We start from the raw sequence: 21162 nt of genomic DNA, 5'->3' as shown, positions 1-21162 counted from the left end.
GTCGGTCCCCTTTTATGAGCCCAAAATCAAACTTAGTGGGCGTCAGAAATTTTCGCGCCTTCTTTGAGGACAAATAGATGTCCGCAATAAGGGCATTCTACTTCACCCTTATCCCCCAAATTCAAATAGACACGTGGATGGCCCAAAGCCCCTTTTCCACCATCACAATGTACCTTCAGGGTTTCAACTTCGCTTTTTTGCGCTGCAGCCATAACTGTGATCACCTTCTGTTTTTGGTCTGTGCTACTTGCAACTATGGCCTAATGTGACTAAATCATAGGCCAATAGCACCGCTTTCCGCGTCGGATGATATCGAATGCCGGTGCTTTCGCAAGGCGAAAAGCATATAATATACAACTCCTGCCAGGTTTTTCTTCATGACCGCTGTTAAAGCTTATAATCAGTCCTCGGAAAATGCACTCGAAGTTAGAGATTTACGTAAAATCTATAAAGGCAAAGGTAAGGTCCCTGACAAAGAAGCGTTAAAAGGTATATCACTCTCTGTCCCACGCGGGTCATTTTTTGGACTGCTAGGACCAAATGGAGCTGGCAAATCAACTTTGATCAACATCCTCGCAGGTCTGGTTAATAAAACATCTGGAACAGCTTCGGTTTGTGGATATGACATCAACAAAGACATGCGCCTTGCCCGCCGCGCACTTGGAGTGGTTCCTCAAGAACTTAATCTGGATGCATTCTTTTCCGCCCGCGAAGTGATGGAATTTCAGGCCGGCCTTTATGGCGTTCCTAAATCACAACGGCGAACCTCGGAAATTCTGGAAGCAATGGGCCTTTCCGATAAAGCAGACAGCTACGCACGCACCCTGTCGGGCGGTATGCGAAGACGTCTTCTGGTGGCCAAGGCAATGGTTCATCAGCCAGATGTTCTCATTCTGGATGAACCTACGGCGGGCGTAGATATTGAATTACGCCAACAGTTATGGGGTTATATCCGAAAGCTGAACGAGGCTGGAACCACGATTATCCTCACAACTCATTATCTGGAAGAAGCCGAAGAGCTATGTGATGAAATAGCGATCATCAACCACGGTGAGGTTGTCGCGTGCGAGCCAACAGATAAACTTCTCTCCAAACTGGATGCGAAATCCATAACCATTGTACTTGATCAGGACATTGAGCACATTCCTGACAGCTTGCATGTGTTCAATCCGGCCCTGTCGCAGGGCCATCGTTTGACCATCCAATACAAACCCAGTGAAGCGGATATTGGCAGTATTTTAAGTCGGATTTCGGAAAGCGGGCTAAGTATCAAGGATTTAACGACGGAGGAGCCGGATCTGGAAGATGCATTTCTTCAGATGACCTCTTCCAAAACACAAAATCGTTAGAATATTCGCTGGCAAAAGAACTTCCGGACGTGCCATAATTGTGGGGCTTCAAACAATAAATACAAGAACTCTCTGATTGGTGAGAGTTCCTACACAATGACAGGAAACGCTATGTCGACAACACTTTATTCAGGCGGCCTTCTTTTCGATGGTGAGGGTGATCTACAAGAGAATTATGCCGTTCTGGTTGAGGGTGACAGCATTATTGATGTAGCTCCTGTTGAAAAATACGCGGACTACAAAGGCAAACGCGTAGACACCACTGATGCAACGCTAATGCCCGGAATCGCCGATTGTCACGTCCATTTGGTCTATAAGGGCGAAGCGAACCCACAGGCAAGCGTAGATGGCGCGAACCCCGGAGAAATCACATTACGCGTGCTAGAAAATGCGCAAACCTCACTCAAATCAGGGATTACAGCCGTTAGAGATTGCGGCGGCCGGGACTATCTTGAATTTCCAGTTCGTGATGCCTGCAATAGTGGTCGCTTTCTTGGGCCCAGCATTATGGCGTCGGGAAAAATCATCTGTATGACGGGTGGTCATGGAAATAAAAACGGGCGTGTTGCTGATGGCTGTAATGAGGTCGTCAAAGCAGTACGCGAGCAGGTCCATGCAGGAAGCGACCTTATCAAGATCATGGCAACCGGAGGTGTCATGACACCAGGTGTAAACCCGGAAGATGCCCATTATAGCGCCGATGAAATGGCCGCAGGTGTTCACGAGGCGAAACGCTTTCATAAATCGTCAGCTTCCCATGCACAAGGTGCGGAAGGCATAATGAATGCCGTAAATGCCGGGATCACCTCAATTGAACACGGCATTTTTATGGATCAACAGTGCCTTGATGCAATGCTGGAACGCGGGACCTATCTCGTGCCAACGCTCGCCGCGGTTAAAAACATAATAATGAACAAGGACAATGGTATTCCCGACTACGTGGTCGAAAAATCTTTGCGGGTTTTTGACCGGCATCAGGAAAGCTTTACCATGTTTTATAAGGCTGGCGGCAAGATCGCCATGGGAACTGACGCCGGAACACCCTTTAATTTACATGGAAAAAATGCGCTGGAGCTTGCCTATATGGTAGAATGCGGAATGAGCCCACTTGATAGCTTGAGAAGCGCAACATCAGTGGGCCATGCCTGCATGCAATATGAAGACCGCGGTCAAATAAAAAAGGCTTTAAAGCCGATTTATTGATTGTAAACGGTAATCCGGCCGAAGACATTATGATGGCTGCGGATAGTGCAAACCATAAAATGGTTATAAAAAATGGCCGGGAAGTCATCCTGGATTAACTATTAGCCCCCTACATCAAATCCGGCTAATCATTAGCCGGATTTTTGACTCGATTTTCTGTCCCGCGACACTACATATGCTTTAGAAGCTCCACTGCAGAAGGAGGATGTCATGGGATTGAGAAGAGACATGATCCGCACCATCGAGCGCAGACAGAAATACTGGGAACGGGTTCGACGGGAACAGGCGCTACAAAGTGAACAGCCAACAGATCACGCGAAGGAATATTCCAGAGTAGTCGCTGGTGAACAGGCCCACTACGAACATCTGGCCAAAATCAATCAACTCAGGCGGCAATCCTCTTCCCAGTAAGTCTGACCTGCACTGACATTTTCCTGTCCTCAATTTCAATTATCAAGTGATCTGACGACAGCTCAAACATTAGACAATTATATATCTGCGTGATACCGTTTCGGTAACAAGGGAAATAACAGGGTACACATGATTGATTTGAAAGGGCTGCTGTCAACCTATGAGCAAGGTGCGTATTTTTGCGAACTCCTTGGCTTGCCTGATGGCTCGTCCGTTACCTCCAAAACAGCAGCAACCATAATCAAGCGACTAGATAAACTGAATCTGAAAGCTTTAAAAAAACGGGCGCTGGCAGCCGAGCATGAATTGTATAATCTGGGAATTACATTTACCGTTTATACAGACTCACAAGCCATAGACCGAATTCTACCGTTTGACGTTCTACCTCGCATTATCTCGGCTGCTGATTTCGATATTATTGATCGAGGTGTCCAACAGCGTGTCGCCGCGATAAACGCGTTCTTGAAGGACATCTATCACGATCAGAAAATCCTAAAAGATGGGGTTGTTCCAAAAGAGCTTGTGCTTGGGAACGAGAATTATTGCAAAAAAATGGAAGGCGTGGAAATTCCGGGCGATACTTATGTCCATATCTGCGGCATCGATATTGTTCGTGATACGGATGGCAGCTTCAAAGTGCTTGAAGATAACGCCCGGACACCATCTGGCGTCTCGTATGTAGTTGAAAACCGGCATCTAATGCTCCGCACCTTTCCAGATTTGCTCAAAGGCGTTGGCGTCAGACGGGTTTCTGATTACGGCTTGCGACTTTATCAGGCGCTCGCCGAAGTAGCCCCAGCAGGTCGCGAGGAAGATCCGGTTGTAGTGCTCCTCTCTCCCGGGGTGTTTAATTCAGCCTATTTCGAGCATGTTTTTCTGGCGCGCGAAATGGGTGTCCCGCTGGTTGAAGGAAGTGACCTGACGGCCGAGGATGGTGTTGTTTATATGAAAACAACAGGCGGGTTGCAGCGGGTCGATGTTATATATCGGCGTATTGGTGATGATTTTCTGGATCCACAAGCCTTTCGAAAAGATAGCATGTTGGGAGTTTCGGGATTATTCGATGCCTATTGCCGCGGTAATGTGACCCTTGCCAATGCCATTGGAACAGGTGTCGCCGACGACAAAGCAATATATGCCTATATGCCGCGCATTATTAAATATTATCTGGACGAAGAAGCCATCTTGCAAAATGTTCCCACTCATATTTGCGGTGAACCTGAAGGCCTCAAATACACAATGGACAATATTGATAAACTGGTTGTCAAACCCGTTGGCGAGGCAGGTGGCTATGGGGTTCTTGTCGGGCCACGCGCCACCAAAGCGGAATTGGATGAAAGACGGCAAGAGCTGAAAGACGATCCTGCCAATTATATTGCACAGCCAGTTGTCGGACTTTCCGTATGTCCCACTTTGATGAGCGATGGCATTGAACCGCGTCATGTGGATTTACGGCCATTTGCCGTTACCGGCAAAAGCACATGGGTTCTGCCCGGCGGGCTTACCCGTGTTGCATTAAACAAAGGATCATTAATCGTTAATTCCTCGCAAGGGGGCGGATCAAAGGATACCTGGGTACTTGAAAAATAGTCTGCTAGCTCGATTTGCAAAAAACACATTCTGGCTCGCCCGGTATATGGAGCGGGCCGACAGCCTTGCGCGTCTTCTGGAAGTTACCGAAACCCATTCGCGCGATGAACATGGGGATCAAGACTGGAAACTGATCCTTGAAGTGAATGGTGACCTCGATCATTTCAGGCAGGAGTATGGTAAGGTAACCGCAGTCGACGTTGTCAAATTTTATACAATCGACCTGAACAACGCGACCTCGCTCGCATCTTCCGTTGCTTATGCGAGGGAGAATGCCCGCTCGCTCCGTCATTTGATCAGCACTGAAATGTGGTCACAGATAAATGTGATGCATTCCCGTTTCCGGGATGTCAAAAACAAAGATATCCAGCCACGCAGGCTCGCCGGGTTCTGTTCTACAATTAAAGAAAGCTGTCAGGCCCATACCGGTATAACCGAAGCGACCCTGTATCGGGATCAGGCATATCTGTTTTACTGGATCGGCAAAATGGTGGAGAGAGCGGATCAGGCCTCTCGCCTTTTAGATGTTGGTTTCAGGCGTGCACTTAAACTCGCACACTCGGACGACAATGCAGGCGAGAGCCTTTCTCACTGGACCGGCCTTTTAAGATCTGTAGGTGGGTACCAAGCTTACAGACGAACCCATCCCATTCGACTGCGAGCTCGCGAAGTAACCGGATTTGTCCTAACCAATAAATCCTTCCCTCGATCAGTTATGTATTGCCTGCAGGAGGCTCATGACGACGTTAGTAAACTCATTAATGAACATGGTGTAGAGACAGCTCACCCAGCTCTTCAAGAGCTGGAAGTTGCTCTATCCCAACTCCAAAATGCGGACATCCAACAACTGGTAAACTCAGATTTGCATGAATTCGCTGATACATTACAGCAACAGTTAATTACCTTTACGCAACGCTTGGCTGAAGGCTGCTTCGGGCTGGATAAACAGGATTAATTCATGCAAACTATGAGAATCCGTCACAGAACGGAGTATAATTACCACAAACCGGTAAAATTTGGGGAACATCGGTTAATGATTCGTCCCCGTGACAGTCACGACCTGCGGCATGTCTCGAGTGAACTGATATTATCCCCGACAGCCGATATTCGCTGGCATCATGACGTGTTTAGCAACTCCATCGCAGTTGTAAAGTTTGCGGAACCCTCTGATAAGCTTTGCCTGCAAAGTAATGTTGTCGTTGAACAATATAACCGCGATGACATTATATTTCCTATCGATCAATATGCACAAACGCTTCCTTTCACCTATTCTGCAGACGAAGTGGGGGATCTAGCCCGCACAAATGAGCGACATTATCCCGACCCTGACGGACTGATTAACGACTGGTCGATGGCTCGGCTCAGGGAAGCTTACGGCATGACCGAAAAAGTTCTGGAGGCGATGACAATCAATATTCATCAGAATTTCGAATATGTCACGCGTCTGGAAGAGGGAACGCAGTCTCCACATCAAACGCTGCTGAGCAACAAGGGGACCTGCCGTGACTTTGCCTTATTGATGATTGAAGCTGCTCGCTGCATTGGTCTGGCAGCACGCTTTGTGACCGGATATCTCTACGATCCTGCAGAGAATTCAAATATGGCCCTTCGCGGCGCAGGATCAACTCATGCATGGGCACAGATTTTTCTACCCGGAGCTGGCTGGATTGAATATGATCCAACTAACGGCATTATCGGAGGCGCCAATCTGATCCGCGTCGCCGTTGCCCGTGATCCCTCACAGGCAATCGTTGTTCGTGGGAGCTATTTTGGAGACGCGGCCGATTTCAAATCCATGGATGTCAGCGTAACCGTGGAACAGATTTAAGGTGTTGGCACATCAATAGGCATTGGGGGAATACGCTTGAACGCGGATCTTAACGCCTGACCCCATTTTTTCTGAATCTCTTTCAAATAGGGGTCATCTTCTTCAATGGTTCGCTGAATATCCAGCTCGAAAGCATCCCGTTTGATGGTAATCACATCGAGAGGCGGGCCCACAGAAATATTGGATCGTAAAGTCGAATCCATAGAAATCAAAGACAGCTTCACTGCATCTTCAAGACTTAAATCATACTGAATGACCCGATCCAGAATGGGTTTGCCGTATTTCGTTTCGCCTATCTGAAAGTATGGGGTCTGCTCTGTCGCCTCAATGAAGTTACCAGCGGTGTAAATCTGAAACAGACGCATCCGTCCCCCCGCGATCTGACCACCCAGCAATATGGCAGCGCTAAAATCCACACCTTGCTGGCGCAGGGCTTCACCGTCCTGTGCCTCAACAATTCGAAGCGCTTTTCCAATAAGTCGCGCGGCGTTTCGCATGGTTTTAACTGTGTCCATGCAGACAATGTCTTCCTCATCATCCAAGGGCAGACCTTCTGTGACCAGATCAATAACCGCCTGAGTAATGGCAAGATTTCCAGCAGTCGTTAGCGCAATAATCCGCTCTCCCGGCTTTTTCCAGATATTGAGCTTTCGGAATACGGAAATATGATCAACACCAGCGTTGGTGCGCGAATCCGAAACCATCACAAGCCCGTCTTTTAAGGCCATACCCACACAATAAGTCATTTCCCACTCCGAAAAGCGATTTTCTTCCACATCACCAATTGAGCAGAAATTTCAATCGCAGCATACTATAAATTGCGTGTGGCGAAATAGTTTCAAGACGGGCAAAAAGAAATATTTCTAGGCTGCAGACGTCAGGACCTTCGAGCAGCATTCGCGAACAACAAAATGCACTGAGCCCCGGATACTGGGCAAATTCACGATTTTCCATTGCACTTTCAACAGCCTTCGGCTATAGCTGACCTCTCTTCAGCACCCGTAGCTCAGCTGGATAGAGCGCTGCCCTCCGAAGGCAGAGGTCACACGTTCGAATCGTGTCGGGTGCGCCATATTTTCCTCTTCAGTTTCAGATATTTACTGAGATTTGAAGAAACTCCTGAAAGCTAAAAACATCAGTCTGTCACACCAATGTCACAGTGACGGAGACAAATATGGCTACCTATCGCAAACGTGGGAGCAACTGGCAGGTTCAGATACGCCGCGAGGATCATCCTCCTCTTTCAAAGACTTTTAGGTTAAGAGCGGACGGGGAACGATGGGCAAGAAGTATTGAATCTGCAATTGATAGAGGCGAACTAATACCAAGTTCAGGCTCCTCGACTAGTCTTAGATCTTTTGGTGATTTAATGACTCGCTACAAAGAATTAGTAACCTCCAAGAAGCGTGGCAAAAGTATTGAAGAAATCAGGATTACTAAAATCCTTCAGCACTCACTATGCCAAGTTAGCATTAAAAGCATCACTCCTTCTCTCATCGCTCAATATAGAGATCAACGCTTAAAGACAGTGAAAGGTGAAACCGTACGGCGAGAACTGGTAATACTTAGCCACGCCTTTAACGTCGCTATCAGAGAATGGGGTGTGCCAATACTCGTAAACCCTGTGTCTAGCATAGATAAGCCCAAACCAGCCCATGGCCGTAATCGTAGAGTCAGCCAAGAGGAGTTAAATACATTATTAGAAGAAGGAAAGAATAGCAGGAATACTGAATTACTATTTGCTATTCAATTGGCCGTTCATACAGGCATGAGAAGAGGAGAGCTACTGCTGACTCGTTGGGAGCACATAGATCTTGATAACTCTCTTCTGCATATTGTTCGGACAAAGAACGGTATTCCACGAGAGATCCCTCTCACAAACAACGCTAAAGCTATTCTCTTAGAGATGGGCCCCCTGTCCAGTGGCCTCGTTTTCAACACTAGTGCAAATGCCTTAAGGTTATCGTGGGAACGTTTGCGCAAGAGGGCAGGATTAGAAGACCTGCGCTTCCATGACCTTCGCCATGAAGCTATCAGTAGGTTCTTTGAGATGGGTTTAAGCCTCCCAGAAGTGGCTCTTATTAGCGGTCATCGAGAACCAAGAATGCTGATGAGATATACGCACCTCAGAGCAGGCGATATTGTCAATAAATTGAATCGTCGATAAGGATAAACCTGCTCGAACTCTATTTGTAATCCTAATACCAAGAGAACCTCGGATTTCTATTTGTAATCCTAATACCAAGAGAAACCGAATTTCTTGCTGGTCGACATTTGTACCACTCAATTACTAACGTCGGTAATCCCATATAGCTCGCTGAAGGTACATCAGCTTGAGCCGCAATCACCCTCGTCTTCAGTTATTACCTTTCCAATAGCGATAGGGCGGGGGTGTTTTGCTAGTTCACGGAAAGGACAATACAAATGCTCTCTGAGCTTCTAAGCAATGCAACAATCGATAATGTTAAACGGTTCTTCAATCAAGAAACGGAACACCGCCCATCAGAAGAAACATACATAGCACTCAAAGCGATAGCTACTACTCTGTCCACAATGGCGTTAGGTGAGGCCACTCACAAAATTCACTTAAGTAGTTTGGACCCCGGCAGTGGAAAAACAGTTACCATTACGCAATTTGTGAAAACCTTGAGTGCTTTTTCTAAAGACTACCCTGAACTAGATGATGTAGGGGTGATCGTTTTTCTATCTCGCCTAGAAGAAATTGAAAAAATGGTCAAAGAAATGTCCTTAGCGCCAAGTGATTTCGCCTGCATAACTTCTGACCCTGAAATCAACGAATTAGGACTGAATGCTGAAGGATATGGAGTTGCAAGGGTCATTTTCACCACACAGCAAATGCTAGAGTCTCGACTAGATGGCGGTTCATTCGAAAACTGCAAACTCTTTCACTTCAACGATAAGGTTCGTCAGGTTAGAATCTGGGATGAAAGCTATTTACCGGGTAAGGGTATAGTAATTCAGGAATTCGACCTTGCTCAGCTAGTTGGAGTGATAGGAAAGTGTGGACATCTAAGGCTGTCTGAAGAAATTCGCAAGCTGTCTGATGAAGTGCTAAGCAAAGAGAAGGGAGAGGTAATTCTCCTTCCAGAATTTCATGAATTAATCAACACTTCCGAACACCAACTACTCGCCGATATTCAAGAACACTCTGTGTCTAGAGATGATCTATGCCTTGTCATGAGTTCATTGTTTTTCTTGTCTGGAAAGAGTGTGGTAATTGGGAGTGATGGTGGCAGAAATGGTGGGGTAAAGATCATCTCTTATAGGGAAACAATGCCAAAAGATTTAGCTCCTCTTCTTGTCACGGATGCCTCTGGAAGAGTTCGATATACTTACCATCTTATGAAAAGAGACAGGGGAGATATCCTTGAACTACCAACGTCCAAGAAGCACTACAAGAATTTAACTGTCTGTGTATGGTCACGTGGTGGAGGAAAGTCATCATGGATCAAACATCATTCAGTGCTTACTGCTGGAATAGTAGAAACGATCAAGAAAGAACCTGAAAGGAAGTGGCTGATAGTACATCATCTCCCTAAAGAATCTGGTTCTGCATCAATTCCAAACATTGAGCTTGAAGTGTCGAGGCAACTACCCAGTGATATTAAAGTGAGCTATACTACTTGGGGAAAGCATGCTGCAAGTAACGACTTCAGAGAATGTGATAGAGTGGTGCTTGCAGGAACTTTGTTCTATCCGAGAAGTCATAGTGAAAGCTTGACTCGTTTATGTTCGAACAAGGCACCAAACAAAGGAAAGCCTACTTCTGATGATATGGGAAAACTAGTCTTAGGAGAGAGTAAACATCATATTCTACAAGCTATTTGTAGGGGTAAAGTTCGCAATTCAGTATTCAACGATTGTGGTGAATGTAAAGTTTTCATCATCGCTTCCGCCGCCTCTGGAATAAGATCAGCGCTAACCATGGACCGGAACCAGTCGTATGACAGTAGTTATTTATTTCCTTTCTGCACCGTTGAAGACTGGGGAGCAATGCAAACCATGGCCTCAAAGAGGTTGAAGGGAAATTTAAAGGCAGCATATAACCATGTTAAGAGATGGTTGTGTGATGTGCCTAAAGGTTCAGTGCTAAGGCTAGCTGAATTGAGAAGTCTTGTAGGGGCTAAAGATGCTCAGCACTTCAATAAGAGTATGAAATCAACAGATATGATTGAAGCTCTAGATCGTATTGGAGCGTCACTCTACATACCTAATTCACGTCTTACTGGCATTACTAAAGTTTAGCAGAACACTAGTTTTTCTAAAATAGCTTTAGCTAACCTAGATAGAAGCAACAGTAAATTAGTGGGGGTTTTACTCTAAATATATATAGAGCTTTACCCCCATTATTTATCTTAGAGGTTGATATACTCCAGTTCTCTAAGACAAGTCCGATTGTCTCTCTATGTAAGAGCAGGCATCAAGGGAGATACTTGAAATTCCTCCTCCCACAATAATCACTTCAAACTTAAAAACTACTGACCAACACCTAATGGATTGGAGGTTGGTCTTACTATGGTTTATTGAAAGGAAAGGTAGCCATGACCCATACAAAGAAGAAATTTATTAAAGCAGGTAAATATCTAAAGGAACTGAGAACTCGGAAAGGATTGACTCAAAAGGAACTGGCTGAACTTGTTGGTTTCCCCAGATATGGTTTGATCAGTAACATCGAGAAAGGGAGGAAGACATTAGCTCCTCCACATTATCTAAAATATGCTGAGGTGTTGGGCGCTGACCTGTACCAGTTCACAATTAACTTAATGAGAGACTATAAACCCGATCTCTTTGAGTTATTAGTGATGAAACTGTGCGTACAACCCAAAGCTCTTAATGAGCAATAATTTCAGTAAATTTTTTCGGGGGGAATAAGTATTCAGGTTCGAAAACAATGTTCCCCCTCCACCCCCTTCAATTGAAAAAACAAACCACCTTTACTATAATGCACTTGAAGTTGGAGGGGAAATGGCTACAGCAAAGCAACAATTAGGAGAGCTTGGTGAAGTTCTGGTGGCTAAACATTGCATCTGCCCAAGATGTAAACGCAACAAGACCCTGAAGCGTCTACCCGCTAATTTTAAGTGTGCAGATCTAGTTTGTGATTTCTGTGGTTACTTGGCTCAAGTCAAAGCCTCTAAGGTAAAAGACGTGACAGTGATGCCAAAGACAATATTGGGTGCTGCTTGGGGACCTCAGAAACTTCGCATGGATGCGGGAATTTATTTTCCACTCTTTGTGGTTCTAATAAGTAAAGTAACAATAAAGGAATTTGGTATTTACTATTTGTCAGCTGACTTACAAACCCCAGGAATGTTTATTCCACGAAAACCTCTCTCTCCATCTGCAAAGCGAGCAGGTTGGCAGGGGTTTTACTATGATATGCAATCAGTTGATGATGCGTTGGTACTGTTGAAAGTAAATTGAATAGATGTAACTAGTGGAATGTGCCTAAAACACTTAGGGGTTTTTTCAAAGCGCTCAGTGAAGTAAAGTACTATATAGAAATTCCAACCTCCTAAAATGTAAAACCTGCTTCACCAAGAGTCGACTTTCAGACGACATTTAACAAATAATCGTCGCTTTCTACAACTAAATTATCAACAAGCACAATTCCTATCTTTTCTAAATTGAATACGTACCTCCAATTAGCCTATACCCACACGAGACGTTAGCCCGAGACACTAAAAGCGTATTATTAGGGTTGTTAACGGGACTCTGAGACTTTAGACTCTTAAATTCTAGACTCTAACGATACACCTCGGAGCATTTTATGATCTATGGCTACGCTCGAGTGAGCACCACCGACCAAGACCTCTCTATACAAGAAGAAGCCCTTACAAAGGCCGGTTGCGAGCTTATAAGAGCCGAAAAGGTTTCCGGCACATCTGTCCAAGGTAGGGATGAGCTTAAAAACCTTTTGGACTTTGTTCGAGAGGGAGATGAGTTGATTGTGACAAGGGTGGACAGATTAGCCAGATCTGTGCGAGATCTCCAAAACATAGTTCATGAACTAACCGAGAGAGGCGTTATTCTTAAGGCCACTGAACAACCAATTGACACCTCTACTGCTGCCGGGAAATGCTTCTTGGATATGCTTAGTATTTTCTCAGAGTTTGAGACAAACCTGAGGAGAGAGAGACAAATGGAGGGAATAGCGAAAGCGAAAGAAAGAGGAGCCTATAAGGGACGTACAGCGTCCATAGATAGAAAAAGGGTTCATGAGCTCAAAGAAGAAGGGAAAGGTGCCTCAGAGATCGCTAGAGAGCTAGGAATTGGCCGAGCTTCTGTCTATAGGGTGCTTTCCGAAGCAAAGATAATTGGGTTTCATGCCTGAGCCCCTAAAACTGTTTTTTCAGAAACTTCCCACTAGAAGTAAATTTGCTTTTCTCGAGATATGTCACGTTAAATCTGACTAGCAACCGTACCATAGAATTTAATCGGCCGGGCACTAGTTGTTGAACGTAACCTTATTCCAAAGCCTTCATAAAGCCCGGTTAGAATTGGCAAACTAGAAGTAAGATTATAATCACGCCGAACCACATTTGGCTCAAAACGGAACACCGCCTACAACGTTTGCTGCAAAACACCATCCAAGGGCTTCAATTATAACTGGCGGCAACTATGGATTCAGGTCACATCTAACCCACTTCGAGATTGAAGATAGTCAAAGGTAATAATTCAAAAGCAATGTAGTAGTTTTGTACTGCAATGTTTGAGCCTTTGATTGCGACCATAGCATACAATTGATACAATCATCCGCTGCAGTAACTATAGACAATACTCAAGGACCACCCTGATTATTTTAGTGTCGGAATAAAATCTTTAACTTGAGCTAAGCTCTGTATTGTTATATCGACCGATACAGCGTTGTGAGGATTACAGTTTCCTGAATCTAACTGCGCCTTCTCAATACCCACCTATTACTATCTCTCGTACACTTTAGTTGCTATTATTTCAGGAAGCTTTCTTCCTCCACTAGGTATCAAAACTGACCAAGGATACTTTATTTCGCTATCTCGTTGATATTGGTACACTCGTACGTTTGGTATGTTTCTTCTATCCAGCAATGCGCCAAACCTAAAAACAATGCTACTTTGACCTGCTAGAAACAAATGAATTGTCTTTACTCCTAAATTGGATAAATGACCTATTACATCTAAGAACTGTTTTCCTAATTCTCTTTGCTTCATTTCCGACCAATGACAGTTAAAGGAAACTTCCTTAAGCTCAAGTTGTACTATAGGGGTGCCTTTTGTGATCTTACTAGCACTAACTAAGTCAACTTTCATTGAAACTGATACAGTGAGAACTACCTCAACTGAACCTACTCCAAACTCATCAAGTCCAATAACTTCGAACCTCGCATCATCATCTTCTTCATCCAATTCACGCCATTTTTTTATATGCCTATCCCAGTCCATACAGCAAACAGGTACTTCGTCATCGATAGCTGAACCCAAGTAAAAGGTCATTGGAACAGGGGCTAATCCTCCAAAGAAGACTCTGACATCACTTTGGTTGAAACTGCTTAAACGACGTTTCAAGTCTGTTGGAGCAGCCCTAAGTTTCTCTAGCGCAGCCGTAGGGTCTGAGATGTACCCATCATGAATGTTTTGTCGGAGATCAATCTTCATATCTTCACGCTGTCCCTTAAATTTGGCAGGGATTGAACTTACCAACGAAGGGCCATCCATATCACGCAACCCTTTAAGCTCTATTGCAATTATCCTTTGCTTTAAAGTCGTCTTACGTTCGTCAATCCAATCCAGTAAAATGAAAATCAACCCCAGAATCAGAAACGCTAGGCCTAAAGTAATTAGAACATAATTTAGTACCGTTGGAAGATCAGGACCCCTAGCCCATTGATATGAGATAGGAATATCTTCAATCACGACACTGAAAACATGACCAATGTCGAAATTCAGAACTAATGTGAGAATCGCCAAGCCGATATTAACCAAATATCTTCCTACCGGTGGCCTACGAAAATACCATTCAATTAATAGTTTCAGAATTTTTACCACTGATTTCCACATTTCCGATACTCAGTAAAAAGTTTATGTAAGTTCTTGATTCAGCAATGGTTAACCTTTCAAGAAATTCGATATATAGTGCCATATTTTATATAAGAAGCCATTCATACCACAATATATAGAAAAAATCGCTTGCATAAAGGATATAGTAGTATCAAATAAGTTCTCATTATGTTCCAACTCTTTTAAAGGGAAAATGATGCGACCTTTCACAACAAATCTAAATCTAGATGATCTACTTCTGGATATTGCAACTACTATTGAACTCAGTGACAATGACCGGAATGTAGCAGCATCAAGATATAATATGCTCAAGGAACACCTTGAAAGACCTTCAAGTCCTTTAAAGCCATATCTATCAGATAACGAGAGCCAGATATATCCTCAAGGCTCCATGGCGATTGGAGCTACTATCGTAAGCGGTACTGATGATGATAGGTTTGACGTTGACGCCATTGTAGAAATAAACGTTCCGTCTGATTGGTCTCCGTCTGATGCATTAGATATACTTGAAGAGTCACTTCAAGGGTTTCCCAACGTGCGTAAGATAGAAAGATGCACACGTTGCATACAATTACAATTTGCTTTCATGCATATGGATGTATCGATTCTAGACCCCACTCAATTTCGCACTGTCCCAAGACAAGGAGACATCTTTCACAGTCCTGATGCAGGTACCGAATACAGGGTGCCCTCTAACCCTTATGGGTTTTCTGCTTGGGTCCGAACGAGCGCTGAATTACCTGAGAACGAGAACAAAGATTTCAGAGAAATGCTAGACAAGAGAAGGGCAAAATATAGCATCGACAGACTCTCACCGGATCAAAAAGCGGCTGAGCAAGAAAAACTGCCTACTTCCATTCCTCCAAGGATTGACTCCCCTCAGATTGTCGCTCTCAAGCTACTAAAGAGATATCTCAACCTGAAATATGTAAACAGAGATCTAAAGAAACCACCCTCAGTCTATCTGACAAAAGCTGCGATCGACTGTGGTGTAACCCATGAGGGACTTTGTGCACAACTCGAAAGACTAGCTTCATATCTACAATCGGAAATGGAAAAATCAATCCAAATTTCTGATGGGCCAGATGAGCGAAACCCATCCTACCAAGAAGACAGACTAAATGATCGTTGGCCAAACCTACAGATAGACAGGCAGGTTCTTAAAGATGACATGACAGATCTAATCAATAACATTGAAGAGACAAAGTCAGCATCCTTTGAAGAGATCATAAACTTATTCACGAGGTTATTTGGTGAAAGAGTGTCAAGGAATGCCGCTAAAGCTCTTATGGATAGAGCAACATCCGCGACACGTTCTACAGAAACAAGGTATGAGAAAAAATCTGGGACAATTCTGACATCTGGTGCACTGCTTTCACCGGGATTATCTAAGAATATATCTACCGTCCAGAATCACAACTTCCACATTAGCACTCTTGAATATGAAAAAACGCATAACTGATAGAAAGATCCGCTCCGTACATACCCAGCTAAATAGAATCAGAGGTAGATGGCCAACCTTTAATTTAGCCCACGTGAATTCAGACTGGATTGTTCTGCATGTCAGTGTCAGAGGTTTTCAGAGGGTTTACAAAGTCAGTCTAGCTTGGATGTACACCAGTAATAGCTGTCCACAAGTCCAACTGCTTAGTCCAAAATTACGGCCTCGCAAAGGAGGGACCTTTGAGGAAATACCCCACCTTATGTTTAATCTAAAGAACCCAGAAGAATCAGCCCTGTGCTTGTTTGACCCCGATAAACGGGAATGGACAAATAAAATGCTAATTGCAGATACCACTATCCCGTGGACAGCTGAGTGGCTTTATTACTACGAACTTTGGATCCATAGCGGAGTATGGTTAGGCACAGGCGTCGGCCCAGAGTCAATCGCTCAAGCCAAGCTCTCTTCCTCAGAACAAACCTAAACAACACTAAATTCAGAAGAAACTAGTAATTTTAGTGAAATAATGTGATCTAAATGAGTGTGAGGCAAAATTTAGTATTAGCTCCTACTTCTTCACAAACTCAACGATCGCATAGCTGATGAGTGTGAGTTAAGAGCCAGCAACCTTAACATTGCCGAGATATGTCTTCACTCAACTTTATCCCTCAATACATTTGCCAATCTAATCATATTCGGGCTAGGGTAAATCTTATTATCGATGACACGGCTCAGTATTGGTTGCCCATCCCACTGAAGCAGCTCTTCCTCATCACAGATAGTCTTAAACTCATCAGAAAATTCTACCTTGTAATTTTCTCCGTCTGTAACAATCCTTAACAACCCTTTGTCGAAGAGTCGATGCATGTTTGCACACAAGACTAATCCGTTTGCGGGATCGTTTAAGTCATACTTCAATGAACCTGTTAAACTATGAGGCACTATATGGGCCGCTTCCAACAAAGCTTCTGTGGTGCTCCCAGTTATCAAACACTGTGTCCCCAACTTGCTAAAAACAGTATTTCTAAACTGGCGCTGTTTGTCTCTCGACTTTACTAATACTTTCTTGGCCTCCCTCAACGACTTATCCGACAGTTCTTCCCCCAACGGATCAATTGCATTAGTTGTCGTTGAATGCTTAACCCAATATTTATCAGTTAATGTTAGATGAAGAAGTTCTGGGTCTGTATGGAGCTGTTCTTTACTTAAAGGCTCCATAAGATCATTTCGAATGAAGAATTTGACAATTCCCTTGTCCAGAAAATAAGCCGAACCATTAGAGCATTTGAAAATAAAAGGTACCGAACCAGACTTCGAGCTATGAGTTGAAAGCTCTCCAAGAAATCTCTCAAACCACTTCGTTCTATCAGTCTCTTTCGCGTCCTTCTTGTCAGCCAAGCTTTGAATCAGCTCAATCTTATGCTTTAAGTTAGATTCTTCTAGTTCATACTTAGAAAGCGGAAATTTTTTGTATGTCGTTTCCCGTAGAAAGCGAGACCGAAGCTCCTCGTAGTCTATGCTCGTTTCCTGTATAGTCATTTCAACTCTTCAAATCTAATAACCAAGTTACACAATGGCACTAATTTTTACATCTCTAAGCACATCAATGCTCAATAAAGGCGATTTCGTACTACATAAGCTAATAACGAGCTATGCCCCCAATACCTCGCCAAACAATCTCAAAACTTGAGAACATTTATCTACCTTAAATCGATACAAGTCATGCTTCTGAAAAACAGGCCTCACCGGAGATTCCAAATTACTGTTTGCACCATTCCGCTGACCTGATACATCCTCAGAACTTCTCCATGGACTGTCATTGTTGTCAGTTTTGGTCTCAGGCTGCCAGATTTTACAGACGTACTCTTTAAGACGTAACTGCTCGATATCTACATCCGCTTGACGAACCCATATGTTGAGGAAATTTGCGTGATCATACTCAACGCCAATTGGAGACCCGCGACTAGTTTCATATACTGATAGATGTACAAGATCAATTAAACCGCTCTTCGACGGCACGGGAGTTAGCTCAGGACATGCCTCTACTAAAGCCTTAACAAACTCTTTAACATCGTTAACTTCTAGCATTGGATCCCTTCCTTTCGATTACCCATGTATTCATATCTACTCAGTTCAACTTGGCAAACATACTCTTAAGGGTACCTTACTATGTCTAGTAATTCTATTTATAAGAGAGCAATAATCAATAATAAAAACAAGAGTGTTTAGCAGCTTTAAAAAAGTAGGGCAGGGGCTTGGGAATTCGGCGGTCAAACTTGAACACGGGCCTACTACGACCATTCAGCTTCCGAGAAAAAGTAACGATATTTTGTCACAGTGCTGTCACATTAGTTATTACATTAAACTAACATATCTCTTGCTCAGGACAAGACGGTAGGTTATCATCGGCGCACTTAACAGATTGATATTTTTAAACTTTCTATCACACCCGAGTAGCTCAGCTGGATAGAGCGCTGCCCTCCGAAGGCAGAGGTCACACGTTCGAATCGTGTCGGGTGCGCCATATTTTCCTCTTTTTGTTCTTCTGGTTTTCTCGAGCAGTAAACACCCCTAAAACCCACGATAGCGAACCTCCCACATAAAATTAGTTGAAATTTATAATCGACCGGTCTATTTTATTTCAAAATTGATGGCTGTTGACGTGGACAAGGAGTCTGGTTGCCACCTGCACCAAAGGCTGGAGGGAGAGAAATATGGCTCGAAAGAAGAATGAAGCGACTTATGCCGACACGCGAGAAAAGCTGCTGTCTGTTGGTCTTAAGTTAATTCGAGCGAACAGTTACGCAGCTGTTGGGATTAGCGATATTTTGCGAGAGGCAAATGTCCCCAAAGGATCTTTTTACCATTATTTTTCCTCCAAAGAGGAATTTGCGGTTGAGGTGTCCAGATTCTACAACGCAGAACAACTTGCAACGGCTGAGAAGATCCTGAAAGAGCACAGCACACCGGCGCTGGCGCGATTAAAATCCTTTTTCCAAATGGCGTATGATGACTTTGAGGCCCGTGATTTTTCACAAGGGTGCCTGATGTGCAATCTGTCCACCGAATTAAGTGAAGAGCACACTACTTTTAAACAAGAACTGTCAACACATTGGACTGCGCTATGTGCCGTCATTGCTGATTGCATTAGCGAACTGGATAAATCTGAAATCGGACTGACGCATTTGTCCGATAAAGAAGCAGCCGATTGGTTACTAAATGCCTGGAGCGGCGCACTCACACGCATGAAAGCCGTCCAAAACGGCTCTCCACTTCAACTCTTCCTTAAAACAACTTTTCGCGAAAGCAGATAAAATATGACAAACCCAAAAACAGTATTGGTAACCGGTGCAAGTCGCGGCATTGGATTTCTCACCGCAAAGCTGCTTGCAGAAAATGGCTATCGGGTCTACGCATCCATGCGCAATATTACAGGGCAGAACAAGAAAATTTCCGACGAACTGACGCTTTGGGCGGATGAAAACAAGGTCTTGCTTGAGCCCATTGAACTTGATGTCACCAGCGACATATCGGTTCAGCAAGCCATTGAGAAAATCGAACAGAAATATACCATAGATATATTGATTAACAACGCGGGCGTTATGCCAACAGGCCTGACGGAAGCCTACAGCCTTGAACAGGTGCAGACATTTTTTGACGTCAATCTTTATGGTGTCATCAGAACCTGCCAAGCTGTTTTGCCCCACATGCGGGAACGTAAAAGCGGATTACTGATAAACCTGAGCTCTGCCGCTGGTCGTTTTGCGATCCCGTATTTTGGCGTCTACTGTGCCTCCAAATGGGCGATGGAGGCATATTGCGAAACGCTGCATTATGAGCTTGAAGCATTCGGAATTGAATCCGTCCTTATCGAACCCAGTGGGCATGGCACTGACTTGGTTAAAACCGCACCCGCTCCAGCAGATAATCATCGCCTAAGCGAATATGGGGTGCTTGCTGGTGGTCGAGAAAAACTACTTGGTTCTTTTCAAGCCATGTTTGAACAAGGTGATCGGGCAACTGATGCAGTCAATGTGGCCACCAGTATCCTACAGCTCATAAATGCTGATGGCCCAAGGCCTATTAGGACGCAAGTGGGTCATGATATGGGTGTACAGGCACTGAACGATGCAAGCGCCCCTATACAAGCTGCTCTTATCGAAGGGTTAAAGCCTATTTATTCGCCTGCGTGATCTACCGAAATCACCTGCTAAAGGCGGGTTAAATATCTCAGGCAGCAGCTTTTCATATGTTCGCTGCCTGATGAACAGGAAATGAAATTCTTTTTGTTGAATGAAGGAGCAGCGCTTAGGTATGTGAAAACTAAATTCGCGCACACAATACCGTTAGTCCGCGATTGCGTGTGAAATGCCAGCCTGTTTCGCTTTATACATCGCTTTATCGGCGCTTTTAATTAGGGCCTCGGTGTCTCGGCCATGATCGGGAAAGAAAGCAACTCCAATACTTAAGCCCGTTTTAATGTCATTTCCGTCAATTGTGAAAGCCCGCCGAAATTGGTCTTCAATGTTTGAGATGACACTCACGCTAGCCTCTTTCGCGTTTGTAGCACCCGTATCCAGATGAGCCACAAACTCATCACCAGCGTACCGGGCAAGCATGTCACTCATGCGCAATCCGGATCTTAGACTGGCAGCGACCTGTTTTAGCAGTAGGTCGCCAACATCATGCCCGTAAGTATCATTTACGCTTTTAAACCCGTTCACATCCATGAACAAAATGCATTCAGTTCTGTTCCATCTGGTCGCGCGGGGAATACATTGTTGCATATATTCTTTAAAATACCGTCTATTGGGGAGCCCGGTTAGTTCATCCTGCGTTGCCATTCGAAATAATTGCCGCTCGTAGGCTTTGCGCTCGATTGAAGAACGGATAATCAATCCCAGTATACGACTGTTGCTATGCCCCTTTACCAGATATTCCTGAGCCCCATACTGAACGGCTTCAAGGGCTGTATCTGTACTATCCTGACCGCTTAACACAACAATAGGTACATCTGGATTTTCAATCTTGATTGCCCGAACGTTCTCAAGCCCGCTCGCATCGCCCAAATTCAAATCCAGCAGTACTGCATCAAAACGTCTTTCCTTCAGTGCCGCCTTTGCTTCAGTTAGCGACACAACACGCGTCAGATCAAGATTTTGCGCACCAAATTCCTGACGGCAGGATCGCATTACCTCCTTGGCATCCCCGTCATCATCTTCCACATGTAAAAGGCTTAAAAATCGATCTTTCATTATAAAAACACCACCAACTTTTCTGGCT

The 21162-nt window shown here is 44.3% G+C and carries 20 protein-coding genes, 1 tRNA gene and 1 pseudogene; 16 read left to right on the top strand and 6 right to left on the bottom strand.

Features of this window, described 5'->3' with window-relative positions; all coding sequences use genetic code 11:
* Positions 1-32: 32 nt before the first annotated feature.
* Positions 33-212 carry a zinc-finger domain-containing protein gene (locus JCM23214_RS03135; protein ID WP_025897492.1) on the bottom strand — a complete coding sequence of 60 codons (180 nt, stop codon included), beginning with the start codon at positions 210-212 and terminating at the stop codon, positions 33-35.
* Positions 213-377: 165 nt separating this feature from the next.
* On the opposite strand from JCM23214_RS03135, the gene JCM23214_RS03130 reads away from it, so the two are divergent.
* The 6 genes and pseudogenes from JCM23214_RS03130 to JCM23214_RS03105 all read left to right on the top strand — a co-directional run bounded on the left by JCM23214_RS03130 (position 378) and on the right by JCM23214_RS03105 (position 6381).
* Positions 378-1349: an ABC transporter ATP-binding protein gene (locus tag JCM23214_RS03130; RefSeq protein ID WP_025897491.1), complete on the top strand. Its 972-nt coding sequence runs from the start codon at positions 378-380 to the stop codon at positions 1347-1349.
* 96 nt (positions 1350-1445) lie between these two features.
* A pseudogene (locus JCM23214_RS18855) lies at positions 1446-2650 on the top strand (metal-dependent hydrolase family protein).
* Positions 2651-2762: 112 nt separating this feature from the next.
* On the top strand, positions 2763-2963 hold the full coding sequence (locus JCM23214_RS03120; protein WP_025897489.1) for a hypothetical protein: 201 nt from the start codon (positions 2763-2765) through the stop codon (positions 2961-2963).
* A 129-nt stretch (positions 2964-3092) separates the two neighbouring features.
* Entirely contained in the window at positions 3093-4553 is a 1461-nt protein-coding gene (locus JCM23214_RS03115) for a circularly permuted type 2 ATP-grasp protein (protein WP_025897488.1), read from the top strand.
* Complete coding sequence (locus JCM23214_RS03110; RefSeq protein ID WP_025897486.1) at positions 4543-5508, top strand: alpha-E domain-containing protein; 966 nt, start codon at positions 4543-4545, stop codon at positions 5506-5508. Before JCM23214_RS03115 ends, JCM23214_RS03110 begins: the two co-directional genes overlap by 11 nt.
* Before the next feature lie 3 nt (positions 5509-5511).
* Positions 5512-6381 (top strand): transglutaminase family protein, encoded by an 870-nt coding sequence (locus JCM23214_RS03105; protein WP_025897485.1) that lies wholly within the window; start codon positions 5512-5514, stop codon positions 6379-6381.
* Here the strand turns inward: JCM23214_RS03105 and JCM23214_RS03100 are convergent.
* Complete coding sequence (locus JCM23214_RS03100; RefSeq protein WP_025897484.1) at positions 6378-7127, bottom strand: proteasome-type protease; 750 nt, start codon at positions 7125-7127, stop codon at positions 6378-6380. The genes JCM23214_RS03105 and JCM23214_RS03100 overlap by 4 nt on opposite strands.
* A 249-nt stretch (positions 7128-7376) precedes the next feature.
* Here JCM23214_RS03100 and JCM23214_RS03090 point away from each other — a divergent pair.
* The 6 genes from JCM23214_RS03090 (at position 7377) to JCM23214_RS03065 (ending at position 12736) form a co-directional block, all read left to right on the top strand.
* Positions 7377-7453 (top strand) — tRNA-Arg (locus tag JCM23214_RS03090).
* A gap of 102 nt (positions 7454-7555) precedes the next feature.
* On the top strand, positions 7556-8548 hold the full coding sequence (locus JCM23214_RS03085; protein WP_025897483.1) for an integrase: 993 nt from the start codon (positions 7556-7558) through the stop codon (positions 8546-8548).
* Positions 8549-8805: 257 nt separating this feature from the next.
* A complete protein-coding gene (locus JCM23214_RS03080; RefSeq protein ID WP_025897482.1) occupies positions 8806-10647 on the top strand; it encodes a hypothetical protein in 1842 nt (613 codons plus the stop codon).
* A 296-nt stretch (positions 10648-10943) separates the two neighbouring features.
* Positions 10944-11246 carry a helix-turn-helix domain-containing protein gene (locus tag JCM23214_RS03075; protein ID WP_025897481.1) on the top strand — a complete coding sequence of 101 codons (303 nt, stop codon included), beginning with the start codon at positions 10944-10946 and terminating at the stop codon, positions 11244-11246.
* A 70-nt stretch (positions 11247-11316) separates the two neighbouring features.
* Positions 11317-11826 (top strand): DpnI domain-containing protein, encoded by a 510-nt coding sequence (locus JCM23214_RS03070; protein ID WP_500801826.1) that lies wholly within the window; start codon positions 11317-11319, stop codon positions 11824-11826.
* 346 nt (positions 11827-12172) lie between these two features.
* A complete protein-coding gene (locus JCM23214_RS03065; protein WP_025897479.1) occupies positions 12173-12736 on the top strand; it encodes a recombinase family protein in 564 nt (187 codons plus the stop codon).
* Between the two features lie 589 nt (positions 12737-13325).
* On the opposite strand, the gene JCM23214_RS22010 is transcribed toward JCM23214_RS03065, so the two are convergent.
* Positions 13326-14426 carry an SAVED domain-containing protein gene (locus JCM23214_RS22010; protein WP_159104291.1) on the bottom strand — a complete coding sequence of 367 codons (1101 nt, stop codon included), beginning with the start codon at positions 14424-14426 and terminating at the stop codon, positions 13326-13328.
* 205 nt (positions 14427-14631) lie between these two features.
* On the opposite strand from JCM23214_RS22010, the gene JCM23214_RS03055 reads away from it, so the two are divergent.
* Together JCM23214_RS03055 and JCM23214_RS26975 are read left to right on the top strand one after the other, a co-directional pair.
* Complete coding sequence (locus tag JCM23214_RS03055; protein WP_148301758.1) at positions 14632-15900, top strand: nucleotidyltransferase domain-containing protein; 1269 nt, start codon at positions 14632-14634, stop codon at positions 15898-15900.
* On the top strand, positions 15881-16363 hold the full coding sequence (locus JCM23214_RS26975) for a type II CBASS E2 protein (protein ID WP_037492566.1): 483 nt from the start codon (positions 15881-15883) through the stop codon (positions 16361-16363). Before JCM23214_RS03055 ends, JCM23214_RS26975 begins: the two co-directional genes overlap by 20 nt.
* Before the next feature lie 167 nt (positions 16364-16530).
* Here JCM23214_RS26975 and JCM23214_RS22005 read toward each other — a convergent pair whose 3' ends face one another.
* Positions 16531-17418 carry an HNH endonuclease gene (locus JCM23214_RS22005; protein ID WP_025897475.1) on the bottom strand — a complete coding sequence of 296 codons (888 nt, stop codon included), beginning with the start codon at positions 17416-17418 and terminating at the stop codon, positions 16531-16533.
* Positions 17419-17529: 111 nt separating this feature from the next.
* Positions 17530-17967, bottom strand: a complete 438-nt coding sequence (locus tag JCM23214_RS03040) for a hypothetical protein (protein ID WP_025897474.1) — start codon at positions 17965-17967, stop codon at positions 17530-17532.
* Between the two features lie 626 nt (positions 17968-18593).
* On the opposite strand from JCM23214_RS03040, the gene JCM23214_RS03030 reads away from it, so the two are divergent.
* Together JCM23214_RS03030 and JCM23214_RS03025 are read left to right on the top strand one after the other, a co-directional pair.
* Complete coding sequence (locus tag JCM23214_RS03030) at positions 18594-19193, top strand: TetR/AcrR family transcriptional regulator (RefSeq protein ID WP_025897473.1); 600 nt, start codon at positions 18594-18596, stop codon at positions 19191-19193.
* A gap of 3 nt (positions 19194-19196) precedes the next feature.
* On the top strand, positions 19197-20072 hold the full coding sequence (locus JCM23214_RS03025) for an SDR family oxidoreductase (RefSeq protein WP_025897472.1): 876 nt from the start codon (positions 19197-19199) through the stop codon (positions 20070-20072).
* 153 nt (positions 20073-20225) lie between these two features.
* On the opposite strand, the gene JCM23214_RS03020 is transcribed toward JCM23214_RS03025, so the two are convergent.
* Complete coding sequence (locus JCM23214_RS03020) at positions 20226-21134, bottom strand: diguanylate cyclase domain-containing protein (RefSeq protein WP_148301757.1); 909 nt, start codon at positions 21132-21134, stop codon at positions 20226-20228.
* Positions 21135-21162: the final 28 nt, after the last annotated feature.

This window comes from Sneathiella glossodoripedis JCM 23214, assembly GCF_000616095.1.
Lineage (GTDB): Bacteria > Pseudomonadota > Alphaproteobacteria > Sneathiellales > Sneathiellaceae > Sneathiella > Sneathiella glossodoripedis.
The sequence above is the reverse complement of the archived record's forward strand: the minus strand, read 5'-3'. Positions and strand labels throughout refer to the sequence as shown.

Coding starts and splice junctions, on each gene's coding strand:
- JCM23214_RS22005 (WP_025897475.1), bottom strand. CDS start 17,418: ATGACTATACAGGAAACGAGCATAGACTACGAGGAGCTTCGGTCTCGC.
- JCM23214_RS26975 (WP_037492566.1), top strand. CDS start 15,881: ATGAAAAAACGCATAACTGATAGAAAGATCCGCTCCGTACATACCCAG.
- JCM23214_RS03020 (WP_148301757.1), bottom strand. CDS start 21,134: ATGAAAGATCGATTTTTAAGCCTTTTACATGTGGAAGATGATGACGGG.
- JCM23214_RS03030 (WP_025897473.1), top strand. CDS start 18,594: ATGGCTCGAAAGAAGAATGAAGCGACTTATGCCGACACGCGAGAAAAG.
- JCM23214_RS03115 (WP_025897488.1), top strand. CDS start 3,093: ATGATTGATTTGAAAGGGCTGCTGTCAACCTATGAGCAAGGTGCGTAT.
- JCM23214_RS03085 (WP_025897483.1), top strand. CDS start 7,556: ATGGCTACCTATCGCAAACGTGGGAGCAACTGGCAGGTTCAGATACGC.
- JCM23214_RS03075 (WP_025897481.1), top strand. CDS start 10,944: ATGACCCATACAAAGAAGAAATTTATTAAAGCAGGTAAATATCTAAAG.
- JCM23214_RS03065 (WP_025897479.1), top strand. CDS start 12,173: ATGATCTATGGCTACGCTCGAGTGAGCACCACCGACCAAGACCTCTCT.
- JCM23214_RS03130 (WP_025897491.1), top strand. CDS start 378: ATGACCGCTGTTAAAGCTTATAATCAGTCCTCGGAAAATGCACTCGAA.
- JCM23214_RS03100 (WP_025897484.1), bottom strand. CDS start 7,127: ATGACTTATTGTGTGGGTATGGCCTTAAAAGACGGGCTTGTGATGGTT.
- JCM23214_RS03105 (WP_025897485.1), top strand. CDS start 5,512: ATGCAAACTATGAGAATCCGTCACAGAACGGAGTATAATTACCACAAA.
- JCM23214_RS03120 (WP_025897489.1), top strand. CDS start 2,763: ATGGGATTGAGAAGAGACATGATCCGCACCATCGAGCGCAGACAGAAA.
- JCM23214_RS03055 (WP_148301758.1), top strand. CDS start 14,632: ATGATGCGACCTTTCACAACAAATCTAAATCTAGATGATCTACTTCTG.
- JCM23214_RS03040 (WP_025897474.1), bottom strand. CDS start 17,967: ATGCTAGAAGTTAACGATGTTAAAGAGTTTGTTAAGGCTTTAGTAGAG.
- JCM23214_RS03025 (WP_025897472.1), top strand. CDS start 19,197: ATGACAAACCCAAAAACAGTATTGGTAACCGGTGCAAGTCGCGGCATT.
- JCM23214_RS03135 (WP_025897492.1), bottom strand. CDS start 212: ATGGCTGCAGCGCAAAAAAGCGAAGTTGAAACCCTGAAGGTACATTGT.
- JCM23214_RS03080 (WP_025897482.1), top strand. CDS start 8,806: ATGCTCTCTGAGCTTCTAAGCAATGCAACAATCGATAATGTTAAACGG.